The following is a 14,933-nucleotide window of genomic DNA, read 5'->3' as shown; positions in this document are numbered from 1 at the left end:
CTCAGCGCCCCTCGAACTGCGGGGGCCGCTTGGCGAGGAAGGCCTGCGCGCCCTCCCTGAAGTCTGCCGTGCGCGCGCCGGCAAGAAATGCCTCGCGTTCGAGCTCGAGCTGAGCCGAGAGATCGTTGCCGAGCGAATGGCCGATGAGATGCTTGATGCGGGCATAGGCCGCCGTCGGCCCCAGCGCGAGCCGGCGCGCCAGCGCCAGCGCCTCGCTCGCCAGATCGGCGGCTGGCACGACGCGGTTGACCAGCCCGAGCGCCTGCGCCTCCGGCGCACGCACCGGCTCCGCCAGCATCGCCAGTTCCAGCGCCTTGCGCGTCCCGACGATGCGCGGCAACCGATAGGTCGACGAACTGTCGGGGCTGATGCCGATACGCGCGAAGGCCAGCGTGAAGACGGCATCGTCCGCTGCGATGCAAAGATCGCAAGCCATGGAGAGGCTGAAACCAGCCCCCGCGACCGGTCCCTGCACGGCCGCAAGCGTCGGCAGCTTCAGCGCGTCGAGCGCACGCAGGGCGGCGTGCACCGGATCGATAATGGCTTCGATGGCGGCCGCCGGATCGCCGTCGAAGAAGCGGGCGACATCGCCTCCGGCGCAGAACGCGCGGCCCTCGCCACGCAGCAGCAGGACACGCGCCGTGCCGTCCCGCGCGATGCGTTCGATCGCGTCCGCAAGGCTGCGCGCCATCTGCGGGTCGATCGCATTGAGCACGCGCGGACGATTGAGCGTGACGGTGGCGACGGCCTGCTCGATTGCGAGCAGCACCGGGCTTTCGGCCTGGTCCATGACGTTCCCCTTGAGTCCGCAGTCGTTCGCCGCCGCGGTATCTCCAGCTCTACTCGATATTCCTGAGCTTACTCATGAGTAAGGCCAAAGCCGACGGCATGCGCTATGCGCAATTGCGCACGGCCGGGATTGTCGAAACGGAACAGGCCTGATCGAACGAGGCCCAGGCATTGTCGATCTTGGCCTCCTTCACATTTTCTCACGTGCCGGGCCCGCGACCGCAGCCTGATCGATCATCAGGCGGATTGCTGCGGTCCAGGAGAAATGGCTGCCACCCAGCCCCTCGCCGGAGGTCGGGTCGAAGTATTCGGCGATACCGCCATCCCGCATCAGGGTCTGTGTCGCCAGGTGGATCCGGCTGGCGAGCGCCGCATGCCCATAGCGCTCGAACCCCTCGGCGATCATGAAGTTCACTACGGCCCAGATCGGACCGCGCCAGTAGCGCTTCGGCTCGAAGCGGGGATCGAGCGGCGAGGTGCTCGGCACCGGATAAGGTACCTTGGCAAGCCAATCTTCCAGCTCAGCGGCAAGGGCAGCGGCCTGCCCGGCCGAGGGGATGCCGGCGAACAAAGGCAGCAGGCCGGCCGAGGTCGAGGCGTCGACCGTGGTGCCCGTGCAGAGATCACGCGCCTGGTAGATGCGCCGCTCTTCACTCCAGAGCCGGGCGAAGGCCGCGGCCCGGCGCGCCATCCGCGCTTCGATGCGGCGGCGCTCCGCTTCGGTGCCGAACTGCGCGGCCAGCGCCAGCAGATCCTCTTCCGCCTTGTGCAGGATCGCATTCGTCGCGACGTCGACGAGCTTGAAGGGCGAGGCCCGCCACATCGCCGCGGGCTCCCAGCCGAGGCCCGCATAGAGGTCGACCAGCGCGATGAAGCGGCGATAGTCCTCGTCGCGCGGGCGCATCTCGGCGCCGATATGCGAGGTGTCGCGGCGCCGGATCGGCGTAGTCGGGGCAATCGTCAGGCGCGCCATCGCCTCGTCCCATGCCGGGCTGTTGTCCATGCCCGATTCCCAGGGATGCAGGATGGCGACGAGGCCGGTGGCTTCCGGGTCGCGGGCCTTCTCCCACCAGTCATGCGAGGCGAGCGCGCAGCGATAAAGCCGGGCGGCTCGCGCCTGCGCGTCTGGCCCCCGTGCGATCTCGAAGACGCGGCGCAGCGCCGTGGCGAAGACCGGCGGCTGGGTGATGCCCGAGGTCGGGATGGCATGGCGGGTGCGCCAGACGTCCGGCCCCGGGAAATAATCGTCGCTCGGCGCGTGGAAGACGATATGCGGCACCATGCCGTCGTCCCACTGACCCTCGACCAGCCGCTCCAGCTCGCGCCAGGCGCGCTCCTTGTCGAAGGTCGCCCAGCCCATCGCGACGAACGCCGAATCCCAGTTCCACTGGAACGGGTAGAGCCGGTCGGTCGGGACCGTGTAGCCGCCGCGGTCATTGGCGCGCAGGATGGCGCGGGCCGCCTCGATGTCGATCGTCGTCATGTCCAGGTCCATCATTGCGCCGGAAGCGCCCGGCCCGAGGCCGGGTCCATCCAGACCAGTCGTTTCGGGTCGGGCCTGAGGCCGATGCGGGTGCCCGGCTTGTGGCCACTTCCCGCCGGGGCGGCGACGCGCAGCAGCGTCGCGCCGCTGCGGCCGGTGACGAGGTCATGCGCGCCGAGGGGCTCGACCACCGCGATGTCGAAGGGCAGGCCCTCGCCGGCGGCGACCGGCATCAGGTCCTCGGCCCGGATGCCCATCAGCAGGTCGCCGGAAGCCCTCGGCGCCGGCAGGCTCGATCCCGCCAGCTCCAGCCGCGCATTCGCGACGGAGACCGGCAGGAAGTTCATCGGCGGGCTGCCGACGAAGCCACCGACGAAGGTCGTCGCCGGGCGCTCATAGACCGCGGTCGGCCGATCGATCTGCTCAATGCGCCCGCCATGCATCACCGCGATCCGGTCGGCGAGGCCCATCGCCTCGGTCTGGTCGTGGGTGACGTAGATCGTCGTGGTCCTGGCCTCGCGCAGCACAGCCTTGAGCTCGGCGCGCATTTCGAGCCGCAGCAGTGCGTCGAGATTGGAGAGCGGCTCGTCCATCAGCAGTACCGGCGGCTCGACCGCCAGCGCGCGGGCGACCGCGACGCGCTGGCGCTGCCCGCCGGAAAGCTTGGCCGGATAGCGGTCGAGATAAGGGGTGATGTGCAGAAGCTCGGCCGCCTTGCCGACCTGCGCCTTGACCCGCGCCTCGTCGGCGCCCTGCATGCGCAGGCCGAAGCCGACATTCTCATAGACGGTCATATGCGGGAAGACGGCGTAGTTCTGGAACACCATGGCGAGCCCGCGTCGGCGCGTCGGCACCTCCGTCAGGTCGCGCCCGCCGATGACGATGCGCCCGCTCGTCGCGCTCTCCAGCCCGGCGATGATCCGCAGCAGCGTGGTCTTGCCGCAGCCGGAGGGGCCGAGCAGGGCGACGAACTCGCCATCGGCGACGGACAGGTCGATCTGCTCCAGCGCCCGCGTCGCGCCGAAGGATTTGGCGATGCCGTCGATGGTGATCTCGGCCATGTCGTTCCCGTCAGCGGTTGGCGATGCCCCACATCGCGAACAGGTATTTCCGGACCGCGAAGATGAAGGCGAGCGAGGGCAGGATCAGCAGGAAGCCGCCGGCGAAGCGGAAATGCAGCGGCGATTCCGCCAGCACCGTCAGCAGATAGGCGGTGAGGGTGCGGTTCTTCACCGAGAGCACCGAGGCGGCGAAGACCTCGTTCCAGGAGATGACGAAGGCGAAGATCGCCGCCGCGGCGATGCCGGGCAGCGCCAATGGCAGCACCACCTTGCGGAAGGCCTGCCAGCGGCTGCAGCCGAAGACCCAGGCGGCCTCCTCCAGCTCACGAGGGATCGCCTGGAACAGGCTCGCCGAGACCAGTGCTGCGAAGGGCAGTGCCAGCGCCGTGTGCACGAGGCCGACGCCGAAGGCGGTGTCGTAGAGCCCGATGCGGATGAAGGCGACCGTCAGCGGCAGCGCCAGGATGGCGAGCGGAAAGGCACGGGTCAGCAGGATCAGCAGGCGATAGGCATTCTGGCCGCGGAACGAGAAGCGCGCCAGCGCATAGCCGGCGGGAGCGCCGAGGCCGATCGAGAGCGCCATGCAGGTCAGCGCCGCGACGATGCTGTTGACCATCGCCGGCCAGACGCCCTCGACCGCGAGGAAAGTCTGCAGGGCGGCGAACGAGGCATCCCCTGGCCAGAGCGATTTCGGCCAGCGGAAGACGCCGGTGCGCCCGCCGAAGGCGCCGAGCGCGATCAGCCAGATCGGCACCAGCACCCAGGCGCAGAGCGCGACGACGCCGGTCCAGAAGACGGTGCGCTTCAGCCCGCTCATGGCTGCTGCTCCGCCGGCACGCGCAGCACCCGCAGGTAGATCGCCGTCGCGGCGAGCGAGATCACCACGATCAGCATCGCGTAGGCGGCCGCGACGCCGGTGTTCTGGTTGGCGTTCTGCCAAGTATAGGCTTCGCCGACGAGCACCGGGAAATTGGTGCCGCCGATGGCGTAGACCACCGCGAAGACTTCGAAGGCGAGCACGGTGCGCAGGATCAGAGCCGTCTGGATGCTGGGCTTGAGCAGCGGCAGGGTGATGCGGCGGAAGATCGTCCAGGGCCTGGCGCCGAAGACCTCGGCCGCCTCGCGATATTCCTTCGGGATGAGCTGGAGGCCGGCGACCAGGATGACCAGCACGATCGCGGTGGCGCGCCAGATCTCGGCCAGGACGACGCCGAGGAAGAGCGTGCCGGGCGTCTCATAGGTCAGCCACGCGGTCGGCCCGTCGACCAGCCCGAGCCCGTAAAGTGCGCTGTTGAGATAGCCGCGATCCTGCAGGATCGCGAGCCAGACCAGACCGGCGGCGAGATCTGAGACGCCGAGCGGGATCGTCCAGACCCAGAGCACGAGATCGCGCCCGCGGCCGATCTTCTCGATCATCACGCTCAGCCCGAGGGCGAGCGCGAGCTGGATCGGCACGACCACGAGCACGAGGAGGAAGGTGTTGCGCAGGGCGAGGCCGAAGTTCAGGTCGGAGACCATGCGCCGGTAGTTGCCGAGCGAGGCCACCCCGCCTTCGCTGAAGGACAGCGCAATCGTCTGCACCAGGGGGAGCAGGAAGATCACCGCCAGGAAGACCAGGGACGGCGCCAGCAGCAGGTAAGGGAGGGCTCGCGACTGCGCTCGCTTCATGGCGGTCCCGGCGGCGGGTGGAATGGGAAAAGCGGGCGGCCCGCAGGCCGCCCAGGGGGAGGAATGGTTCGCGTCAGTTCACCGGGCAGGCGCCATCGCTCGCCTTGTCCGGCGCCCAGCACGGCGCTTTCGTCGTCTCCATCAGCCCCTTGAGCACGACAGCCTGCGCGTCGAGCACCGTGCGCGGGTTCTCGCCGCGCAGCACGATGCGCTGGAAGCTGTCGGAGAAGACCTTGTTGAACTCGCCGCCCTTGTCGCCGAGCCCGATCGGGAGCAGCGCCGGCAGCGCATCCTTCGCCCCTTGTGTCTTGGCGACTCCCTCGGCGATCAGCTTGATGCCCGGCGAGAGATCGGCCGGCAGGTCGGCCTTCACCACTGGGAAGAAGCCGACCTCGGCTGCGGTCCTCACCTGCACGTCAGGCTTGGTCAGGTGCTCGATCACCGCGGCGGCGCCGGCGCGATCGGGCGCGCCCTTCGGGATGGCGAGGCCGGCGATGACCGGCATGTAGCCGCGCCCCTTCGGGCCGGCCGGTGCCGGGAAGGTGACGTATGTGTCGGGCTCCTGCACCAGCGCGTCCTTGACGCGCGCGACATGGTCGAACGCGACCCAGACCTCGCCGGCCATCAGCGGCTCCTGCATGAAGTCGTAGCTGGTCGAGTTCGGATTGACGTATTGCCAGAGGCTCTTGAACTTGCCCCACATCGCCTCGGCCTCGGCCGAGCGGAAGGGCGTCACCACCCCGCCGGTGAAGGAGGGGTAGAGATAGCCCTGATAGAAGCGCGGCATCAGCCCCTTCGGCCCGGCCGGGAAGCCGATCAGGCGCTTGCCGGTCTTCTCGGTCAGCGCCTTGCCCCAGGCTTCGAGCTGGTCATAGGTGAGAGCGTTGACGTCGGCGCCGGCCGGCAGCGAGGCGAGCGCCTCCTTGCGCGCGACCATGATGTAGGTCGCCTGCATCCAGGGGATATAGACCTGTTTGCCCGTGCCGAGCTTGCCGAGTTCCATCAGCCCCTGCGGGATGCCGCGATCGGCGAGTTTGGCGGCGATATCGTCGATCGGCTCGATGTCGCCGGAGGTGACGAGCGGCTGCAACTCGCCATGGAGGGCGCCGGCGACGCTGATCGTACGCTTGCCCGCCCTGCCCTCGGCCTTCATGCGCACGTCGAATTGCGGCGGCTCCTCGACCAGATAGGAGACTTTGCCGGGCACGCCCTTGAGCAGGACCTGGCGGACCTTCTGCGCCTCCTCGACCGGCCGCAATTGCGTCGACAGGAAATTCACGTCCTGCGCGGCGGCGAGATTCGTCGTGAACAGGATCGCAACGGCGCCCGCGCTTGCCAGAATGGGTTTCATCATCTCCTCCCTCCGTGTTCGTTCTCGTGCGGCCTTGCCGGCCGCTTCAGGCTTGGATCGTCAGGCTTCTGCGCTCGAACCCCGCGGCATCTGGCGCAAATCCAGCACGGCCGAGAGCTCGCGCGGGTCTCTCCCGCTCATGCGGGCAAGCACCATCGCGGCGAGCCGCGCGCCGACCTCGGCCGGCGGCAGTTCCAAGGTCGTGAGCCCCGGCCGCGCATAGGACGCGGCGGGAATGTTGTCATGGCCGGTGACCGCGATGTCCGGGCCGATGGCGAGGCCGGCCTCGACCACAGCCTGCATCGCTCCGAGCGCCATCCGGTCGGTGGCACAGACGAGAGCCGTTGGCGGCTGGCTTCCAGCCAGCAGCTCGGCGGCGAGGCGGTGGCCGTCCGCTTCGGTCGGCTCGCCTTCGACGAAGAGCCGCTGCACGTCCTCCTCGAAGCCGGCTTCGATCATCGCCTGCCGCCAGCCGGCGGCGCGCAACGTCGCGAAGGTGAGGTAGGACGGCGCCGACAGATGCGCGATCCGGCGATGCCCCAGGCCGATCAGGCGCGTCGTCAGCGTCCTGAAGCCGGCCTGCCCATCGCCGTCGACGAAGGCGTAGGGCCGCTTGGTCTCGGTCCGGCCATGGCAGATGAAGGGAACGCCCTTCGCCTCGAGATAGGCGACGCGCTCGTCCCTGCGGCGGGTACGGGCGAGGATGAATGCGTCGGCGCGGCCGCTCTCCACCAGCCGGCGATAGGTCGCCATCTCCTCGAGGCCGGGGCGGGCCGCGAGCAGGATGAGGTCGTGCTGCTCGGCCGCGAGCTTTTCCCCGATCGCCGCCAGCAGCTCCGCAAAAACCGGCTCGTGGAAATGCCCGGGCTGCGCCGGCATGACGAAGGCGACGGTCTCGCCTGTGCCCTTGCGTAGGCGGCGTGCGGCGCTGTGTGGACGGTAATTGGCTTCGCGCGCTGCATGCCGGACGCGCTCGCGCGTCGACTGGGCAACGTCCGGATAGTCGTCGAGAGCTCGCGACACCGTGGTGATCGAGAGCCCCAGATTCCGCGCAAGGTCCTTCAGAGAGCTCAAAACAGGTCTCCAAAACGTTTTGGAAAATTATCGTGCCGATAGCGCGAGTCAACCGGCAGGCATGGAGCGGAGGGCCTGATCGTGATCAGCCAGGACATCTGCTACAAGACGCGGCTGCGGAGGCCGAGATCGACGCGATCCTTGTCGGCAATCCGCGCCGGCTGCTGACTTTCGTCTGACTGGGAGGTTCAGATCGGCTTGCGAGCGAGTGCGCGCAGGCCGGTGACGATGGTCTCGACATAGAAGTCGAAGCTGTGCGTCATCGGCTTCTCGGCGCCGCCTTGCCAGCGGACGATGAAAGCGCGGTTGGCGAGCGCATCGAGATTGCGCGCGAGCCGCGGGAACCGGCCGGCGTCGACGCCGCGAATCTCGGCCTCGAAGGCGTTCGCCCATTCGCTGGCGTCCTCGGCCGGGCCGGGCGCGAGCTCCAGCGTGACATAGCCGAGCAGGCCCGCGACCACCGTGTTGTAGGCATCGACCAGCCGTTCGCCGCCAAAGCCCGCGGATTCCAGCGCCGCGAGGATGCGTTCGACCAGCTCCATGTCGACGCCGGTGTTCGAGACGATCTGGGCGCCGAGCAATGGCGCGATATTGGGGTGCTTGCGCAGCGAGTCGCGGTAGCGGGTGAAAAGCGCGCGGAGCCAGCCCTCCCAGTCGTCGACTGCATCCTCGGCCGGCGGGATGGCATCGGTGAAAGCCATCGCCGCCACTGCGCCGAGCACGGCATTGCGGCCACCAGGCATGTGCCAGTACAGCGCCGTCGGAAACACGCCGAGCGCCCGTGCGAGTTCGCGCAGGCTGAAAGCCTCCAGCCCGCGCTCGTCGATCAGCCGCAGCGCCTCCGTCACGATCTGAGCGCGATCGAGCGCAACGACTTCGTTACGCTTGGGACGGCCCCGACGCTTTCGTTGCTCGGCTTCCGGCATGCCCTCCCCGGCGCTCGCTACGGTCGAGCCGATTCTACTCGACAGGTCGCAATTAGCAGCCACATCGAGGTCGCGATACCTTGCAGGGCAAATCCTCGCCGACCCCTCTCGACAAATAAATTGTACATCGTACAATTATTTCCAGTGAGGCCGTGCTGTCGTGAGGGCAGTGCGGCGGGGCAAGCTGGCGGACGGCGGATCATGGATACGGCGCGGCGAAACAGGTCGATCGACGACGAGCTCGTGGAAGCCCGGGCGCGCTATGCGGAGCGGCGGCCGAAATCGCTGGCCGTTCACCAGCGCGCCTGCGAAGTGATGCCAGGTGGAAACACCCGGACCGTGCTCTATCACGGTCCGTTCCCGCTACGCCTTGCCCATGGCGAGGGAGCGGTTGCGACCGATGCCGACGGCCACCGCTACGTCAACCTGCTCGGCGAATACACCGCCGGCCTGTTCGGGCACTCCCATCCGGTCATCCGAGCCGCGATCGATGCGGCGCTCGATGGTGGCGTCAATCTCGGCGGTCACAACATGTTCGAGGCGGAGCTCGCCCGGCACGTCGTCGCCCGCTTCACCGCGATCGAGCGGGTGCGCTTCACCAATTCCGGCACCGAGGCCAACCTGATGGCGATCGCCACGGCCCGCGCCTTCACGAAGCGGTCGAAGGTGCTGGTGTTCCGGGGCGGCTACCATGGCGGGCTGCTGTATTTCGGCGGCGGTGGCATTCCGATCAACGCGCCCTATGACTCCATCGTCGCGCCCTACAACGACACCGAGGCGACGGCGCGCCTGATCCGGGAGAACGCGTCGGACCTCGCCTGCGTACTGACCGAGGCGATGATGGGCTCGGGCGGCTGCATTCCCGCCCGCCCCGCTTTCCTCGCCATGCTGCGCGAGGAGACGCACGCTGCGGGTGCGCTTCTCATCCTCGACGAGGTGATGACCTCACGCTTCGGCCGCAGCGGCGCCCATGGCCTGCTCGGCCTCGAGCCCGATCTCGTCACGCTCGGCAAATGGATCGGCGGCGGCATGTCCTTCGGGGCCTTTGGCGGGCGGGCCGAGATCATGGCGATGTACGATCCCGAAAGGCCGGGCTCCCTGCCGCATGCGGGCACCTTCAACAACAACGTCCTCTCCATGTCGGCCGGCATCGCCGCGCTGACGCAGGTCTTCACGCCTGAGATCGCCGAAGCTTTGCACGCGCGCGGCGAGCGCCTGCGAGAACGGCTGAACGAGGTCTTCCGCAAGGCCGATGTCGCACTCCACGCGAGCGGACAGGGCTCGCTGATGAATATCCATGGCTTTCGCGGCCCGGTGAGCACGCCGGACGACCTTGCCGGCAGCGACGATCGCCTCAAGGAGCTCGTCTTCCTCGATCTGCTCGAGCGCGGCTTCTACCTCGCCCGTCGCGGCTTCATCGCCTTGTCTCTGGCCGTCGACGATGCGGCGACGGAGCAATTCCTCACCGCATTTCAGGACGTTGTCGCGGAGCGCAGGCATGTGCTCGCCTGAGCGGGTGTGGCTGCGTTGACCGCAGGGCGGCCTGTTCTCGGTGGAACCACGTCGAAATCGGATTGCCGACGATCATGCCGATAGCTCGCCTCAATCGGCCTCGTACAAGGCTTTGGATGACCGGCACTCACAGGCACGGCCGATTGCCATGCCTGTCGCATCGGGCGCGTTGGCGTTCCAGACGCCGCAAGCATGCCACCTTGCGGTCACCGAGCCTGTTCATCGAGTTCCGTCATCTAAGAAGTGCCGAAGATCGTGGCACCGGTGTCGGCCGTGCCGACGGAAGAGCGGAAGGCCTCGAACAATTCGCGCCCGACGCCGCGATGGGACTGGGCGAGATCGGCCTCTGCCGGCGTGCGGCGCACCCATTCCCGCGGGTCGACCAGTGCCGTCAGCGTGCCGGCGACGGCATCGACGCGGATCAGGTCGCCATCGCGGATCAATGCGATGGGCCCGCCATCGGCGGCTTCCGGCGTGACATGGATCGCCGCCGGCACCTTGCCGGAGGCGCCGGAGAGCCGCCCGTCGGTGACCAGCGCGACCTTGAGGCCGCGATCCTGCAGCACGCCTAGCGGCGGCATCAGCTTGTGGAGCTCCGGCATGCCGTTGGCGCGCGGGCCCTGGAAGCGCACCACGGCGACGACGTCCCCCGTCAGCTCGCCGGCCTTGAAGGCGACCTGCAGCGCTTCCTGGCTGTGGAAGACGCGCGCTGGCGCCTCGACGACATGGCGCTCCTTCGCGATGGCGGAGGTCTTGATCACGGCGCGGCCGAGATCACCGGTCAGGAGGGTCAGGCCACCGGTCGGCTGGAAAGGCGCCGCCACACCGCGCAGCACGGTCTCGTCGCCGCTGGCGGCGGCGGCGTCGCGCCAGGCGAGGCTGCCGTCTGGCGCCAGCACCGGTTCCCGGACATAGGCATCGAGCCCCTGCCCCAGGACCGTCTCGACATCGCGATGCAGCAGCCCGCCGCCAAGCAGCTCGCGGATGACGAATCCCATGCCGCCGGCGGCATGGAAATGGTTCACATCGGCCTTGCCGTTTGGATAGATGCGCGTCAGCAGCGGCGTCACCGGCGCGAGATCGGAAAAATCGTCCCAGGTCAGGCGGATGCCGGCCGCCGCCGCCATGGCGACGAGATGCATGGTATGGTTGGTCGAGCCGCCGGTGGCGTGCAGCCCGACCATGCCGTTGACGAAGGCGCGCTCGTCCAGCATCCGGCCGACCGGCTTGTACTCGTTGCCGAGCGCGGTGATCGCCATCGCCCGCTCGGTAGCAGCCTTGGTCAGGGCCTCGCGCAACGGCGTGTTGGGGTTGACGAAGGAGGCGCCCGGCAGGTGCAGCCCCATGATCTCCATCACCATCTGATTGGTATTGGCGGTGCCGTAGAAGGTGCATGTGCCGGGGCCGTGATAGGAGCGCGATTCCGCTTCGAGCAGCGCGTCGCGGTCGACCTTACCCTCGGCGAAGAGCTGGCGTACCCGCGATTTCTCGTCATTGGAGAGGCCTGAGGTCATCGGGCCGGCGGGGATGAACACGGCCGGCAGATGGCCGAAGGAAAGCGCGCCGATGACGAGACCGGGCACGATCTTGTCGCAGATGCCGAGAAAGACCGCGGCATCGAAGGTCTGGTGCGAAAGCGAGACCGCAGTCGCCAGCGCGATGACGTCGCGCGAAAACAGCGAGAGCTCCATCCCGGCCTCGCCTTGGGTAATGCCGTCGCACATGGCGGGCACGCCGCCCGCGACCTGCGCCACGCCGCCGGCGGCACGCGCTGCGGCGCGGATCACCTCGGGAAAGTTCTCGTAGGGCTGGTGGGCCGAGAGCATGTCGTTATAGGCGGTGACGATGGCAAGATTGGCGCCGGCACCGGCCCGCAGCATGGCCTTGTCCCCGGGCCCGCAGGCGGCGAAGCCGTGAGCCTGGTTGGCGCAGCCCAGCCGCTGGCGGCGCGGCCCTGCCGCTGCCGCGGCCTCCACCCCATCCAGATAGCGCTGCCGCGCATCGTGTGAGCGGCGCACGATCCGTTCCGTGACCTCGCCGACGCGGGCGTTTAGAAGAGAACTGTTGGCTTGGGTGGTCATCGAGACCTCCTGGCAAGTTTAATCCACTATGACCGCTGCAACGGCATCGCGTCGGGACGTCACGCTCCGTCCTCCTGCCAGGTCCGGCCATCGCGCTCGATCAATGCGATCGAGGCGGAAGGTCCCCATGTGCCGGCCGTATAAGGGCGCGGCTGCTCATTCATGTTGCGCCACGCTTCCAGGATAGGGTCGACCCATCGCCAAGCGGCCTCGACCTCGTCGCGACGCATGAACAATGTTTGGTTGCCGCGGACGACATCGAGAATAAGCCGCTCATATGCATCGGGATTGCGGACCTTGAAGGCTTCGGCGAAGCTCATATCGAGCGGGACATGGCTGAGGCGGATGCCGCCGGGACCGGGATCCTTGATCATCAGCCAGAGCTTGACGCCTTCGTCCGGCTGCAGACGAATGACCAGACGGTTTGGTCGGATCTGTCCGACCTGCTCGCTGAAAGCCGAGTGCGGCACCGGCCGGAAGCCGACGACGATCTCCGAGACGCGCGTCGCAAGGCGCTTGCCGGTGCGCAGATAGAAGGGCACGCCGGCCCAGCGCCAGTTCGCAACTTCTGCCTTCAGAGCGACGAAGGTCTCCGTCTGGCTGGCATTCGATCCGAGCTCGTCAAGATAGCCTGGCACCGCTCCGCCTGCCGAGGCGCCGGCGCGATACTGGCCGCGCACCGTAAGGCTCGCGGCGTTGCGCTCGTCGATTGGCTTCAGCGCCCGCAATACCTTGAGCTTCTCGTCGCGGACAGCATCGGCATCGAGTGATGGCGGCGGCTCCATGGCGACAAGACAGAGCAATTGGAGCAAATGGTTCTGCACCATGTCGCGCATGGCGCCGGCTGTGTCGTAGTAGCCGGCGCGCTCCTCGACCCCGAGGCTCTCGGCGACAGTGATCTGGACATGGTCGATATGGGCGGCGTTCCAGAGCGGCTCGAACAGCGCATTGGCGAAGCGCAGCGCCATCAGGTTCTGCACCGTCTCCTTGCCGAGATAATGGTCGATCCGGTAGACGCGCTCTTCGGGAAAGACCTTGCCGATGGCAGCATTCAGCCGGATTGCCGAGGCGAGGTCCTTGCCGATCGGCTTTTCGATCACCACCCGGGAATCGTTGCGGGCGAGGCCGAAATTGCCAAGCCGCTCGCAGATCGGCCCGAAAAGATGCGGTGCCGTGGCGAGGTAATAAACCTGAATGCGGTCCGCATAGGGTGAGATTGCCGCAGCGAGATCCGCCCAGCCGTCCTGTCCTTCGGCATCGGCGGTCACATAGTTCAGCCGCGTCAGGAAGCGATCGAGCTCCGGACCGGCCGTCTCCGAAGCCGGCACATGCTCGACGATGGCCGCGCGTGCGAGAGAAACGAACTCCTCCCTGGTCATTGCGCCCCGCGCAACGCCGATGATCGTCGCCTCCGGCGGCAACTGGCCAGCGAAATCGCGATGGAACAACGCGGGCAGCAGCTTGCGCCGCGCAAGATCACCCGTCGCACCGAACACCGTCAGGACAAAGGGAGCCACCGGTATCACGCGGCTGGTCATGCAATCCCCTTCTGGTCTCAACCCCGAAAACTCATCAGCTCCGGCAATCAGCCGGTGAGGCGCGGATGCAGAAATGCATCGACCTCCGCCGCCGTGGGCAGGTCGGCTCCGCGGCGGGCAACGGTGATGGCTGCGGCAGCTGTCGCGTAGGTCAGCAACTCGCCGATCGCTGGCAGATCAAGCGCTGCGATTGCGCCGGGATGAAGCCTCAGGGACTTTGTGAGCTGGGCAAGCAGCGCGGCATGAAACGTGTCGCCGGCCCCGACGGTGTCATGCACCCGCACGGCGCGGCCAGGCACTGAAATGCTGCCCGCGGCGGAGAAGGCGGTCGCCCCTCCCACCCCCTCGGTCACGACGACGAGCTGGGCGCCACAATCGAGCCAATATGCGGCAGCCTCGGCAATCGTCACCTGCCCGTCCCAGGCAATGCGGACATCCTCGTCGCTGGCCTTGATCAAAGTCGCGGTGCGATAGAAGCGCTCGGCCGCCCGATTCCACTGTGCCATGTCCCGGATCACGTTCGGGCGAAGATTGGGGTCGACGCTGATGACGCGCTGCCCTTTCTGGCTCTCAGCCAGGGCCGCGAAGGCGGAACCGACAGGTTCGACAACCATGGTATAGGAGCCGAAGGTCAAAGCCTGGACCTCCGCCGGCAGCGCAGCCGGCAAATCGGCGAGCCCGAGCGAGCGATCTGCCGCACCCTCGCCATGGAAGCTGTAGCTCGGCTGGCCGTCACGAGCGGTCGCGATGGCGGAGATGGTCGAGAGCCGGTCAGTCCGCACGAGGAACCTGTCGTCCACTCCCTCGTGAGTAAGAATTTCAGCGAGCAGCGTGCCAAAACGGTCATGCGAGATGCCGCCGAGGAAGCCGGTCTCGACCCCGAGCCGGGCAAGGCCAACCGCGACGTTGAAAGGCGACCCGCCCGCGACAGCCCGTGCCGGCATTTCGGTGCCTTCGGGAGGGCCGACGAACAAATCGATCAGGGCTTCTCCGCAGACGAGGATCATGGCGCGGCCCCCGGGGTCGCGATGACGCCCTTGCGCAGGATGATGTTGCCGTAAAGTCTCCGCTCTCCGCTTGCGATGACGGCATAGGCGGCACGGACGCGGTCGTAAAATGGCTCGCCAGCGATTGGCGTCAGCCGGAAGCCCGGTTCGCGTCGCGCAATGGCAGCCTCGAACTCAGCGAAGACCGGCTCCCGCCGCTCGCAATCGCCGAAGGCACAAGGGCGGAATGCTGCACCGTCCACGGCCGCATCCAGCGGCATCAGCGAAAGCACGGCATCGAGGATCACCGGCGCATCATGGCCGTCCATACGCACCAGCCGCCTGGCATGGGCGTCGGCAGGATAATTGGCGTCGACGATCGCGATCTCGTCGCCATGGCCCATCGCCCGCAGGATAGCGAGCACCTCAGGTCCCAGCAGAGGAGTGATACCCTTGAGCATGCC

The 14,933-nt window shown here is 67.6% G+C and carries 13 protein-coding genes; 1 reads left to right on the top strand and 12 read right to left on the bottom strand.

Annotation, left to right across the window (positions count from 1 at the left end; all coding sequences use genetic code 11):
- Position 1: 1 nt before the first annotated feature.
- From CXY91_RS15775 to CXY91_RS15740, 8 genes are all read right to left on the bottom strand, one after another.
- Entirely contained in the window at positions 2–790 is a 789-nt protein-coding gene (locus CXY91_RS15775; protein ID WP_100962265.1) for an enoyl-CoA hydratase/isomerase family protein, read from the bottom strand.
- Positions 791–979: 189 nt separating this feature from the next.
- Complete coding sequence (locus CXY91_RS15770) at positions 980–2,272, bottom strand: MGH1-like glycoside hydrolase domain-containing protein (RefSeq protein WP_100962367.1); 1,293 nt, start codon at positions 2,270–2,272, stop codon at positions 980–982.
- Between the two features lie 11 nt (positions 2,273–2,283).
- On the bottom strand, positions 2,284–3,333 hold the full coding sequence (locus tag CXY91_RS15765; protein WP_100962264.1) for an ABC transporter ATP-binding protein: 1,050 nt from the start codon (positions 3,331–3,333) through the stop codon (positions 2,284–2,286).
- A gap of 10 nt (positions 3,334–3,343) precedes the next feature.
- Positions 3,344–4,150 (bottom strand): carbohydrate ABC transporter permease, encoded by an 807-nt coding sequence (locus CXY91_RS15760; protein WP_091836814.1) that lies wholly within the window; start codon positions 4,148–4,150, stop codon positions 3,344–3,346.
- Positions 4,147–5,001, bottom strand: coding sequence for a carbohydrate ABC transporter permease (locus CXY91_RS15755; protein ID WP_100962263.1), 855 nt, complete (start codon positions 4,999–5,001; stop codon positions 4,147–4,149). Before CXY91_RS15755 ends, CXY91_RS15760 begins: the two co-directional genes overlap by 4 nt.
- Positions 5,002–5,074: 73 nt before the next feature.
- Complete coding sequence (locus CXY91_RS15750; RefSeq protein ID WP_100962366.1) at positions 5,075–6,352, bottom strand: ABC transporter substrate-binding protein; 1,278 nt, start codon at positions 6,350–6,352, stop codon at positions 5,075–5,077.
- Positions 6,353–6,412: 60 nt separating this feature from the next.
- Positions 6,413–7,426: a substrate-binding domain-containing protein gene (locus CXY91_RS15745; RefSeq protein ID WP_100962262.1), complete on the bottom strand. Its 1,014-nt coding sequence runs from the start codon at positions 7,424–7,426 to the stop codon at positions 6,413–6,415.
- A 188-nt stretch (positions 7,427–7,614) separates the two neighbouring features.
- Positions 7,615–8,274 (bottom strand): TetR/AcrR family transcriptional regulator, encoded by a 660-nt coding sequence (locus tag CXY91_RS15740; protein WP_158673439.1) that lies wholly within the window; start codon positions 8,272–8,274, stop codon positions 7,615–7,617.
- A 279-nt stretch (positions 8,275–8,553) separates the two neighbouring features.
- On the opposite strand from CXY91_RS15740, the gene CXY91_RS15735 reads away from it, so the two are divergent.
- Entirely contained in the window at positions 8,554–9,864 is a 1,311-nt protein-coding gene (locus CXY91_RS15735; protein ID WP_100962260.1) for an aspartate aminotransferase family protein, read from the top strand.
- A 236-nt stretch (positions 9,865–10,100) separates the two neighbouring features.
- Here CXY91_RS15735 and edd read toward each other — a convergent pair whose 3' ends face one another.
- The 4 genes from edd to CXY91_RS15715 are packed head-to-tail and all read right to left on the bottom strand — an operon-like array spanning position 10,101 to position 14,930.
- Positions 10,101–11,945 carry a phosphogluconate dehydratase gene (edd, locus tag CXY91_RS15730; protein ID WP_100962259.1) on the bottom strand — a complete coding sequence of 615 codons (1,845 nt, stop codon included), beginning with the start codon at positions 11,943–11,945 and terminating at the stop codon, positions 10,101–10,103.
- A gap of 59 nt (positions 11,946–12,004) precedes the next feature.
- Positions 12,005–13,483, bottom strand: a complete 1,479-nt coding sequence (gene zwf / locus CXY91_RS15725; protein ID WP_100962258.1) for a glucose-6-phosphate dehydrogenase — start codon at positions 13,481–13,483, stop codon at positions 12,005–12,007.
- 47 nt (positions 13,484–13,530) lie between these two features.
- Positions 13,531–14,490, bottom strand: coding sequence for a carbohydrate kinase family protein (locus tag CXY91_RS15720; RefSeq protein ID WP_100962257.1), 960 nt, complete (start codon positions 14,488–14,490; stop codon positions 13,531–13,533).
- On the bottom strand, positions 14,487–14,930 hold the full coding sequence (locus tag CXY91_RS15715) for an RbsD/FucU family protein (protein ID WP_100962256.1): 444 nt from the start codon (positions 14,928–14,930) through the stop codon (positions 14,487–14,489). Before CXY91_RS15715 ends, CXY91_RS15720 begins: the two co-directional genes overlap by 4 nt.
- Positions 14,931–14,933: the final 3 nt, after the last annotated feature.

Origin of the sequence: Allobosea sp. FBZP-16, assembly GCF_002831785.1 — a bacterium.
In the GTDB taxonomy this organism is placed as follows: domain Bacteria; phylum Pseudomonadota; class Alphaproteobacteria; order Rhizobiales; family Beijerinckiaceae; genus Allobosea; species Allobosea lupini.
The sequence above is the reverse complement of the archived record's forward strand: the minus strand, read 5'-3'. Positions and strand labels throughout refer to the sequence as shown.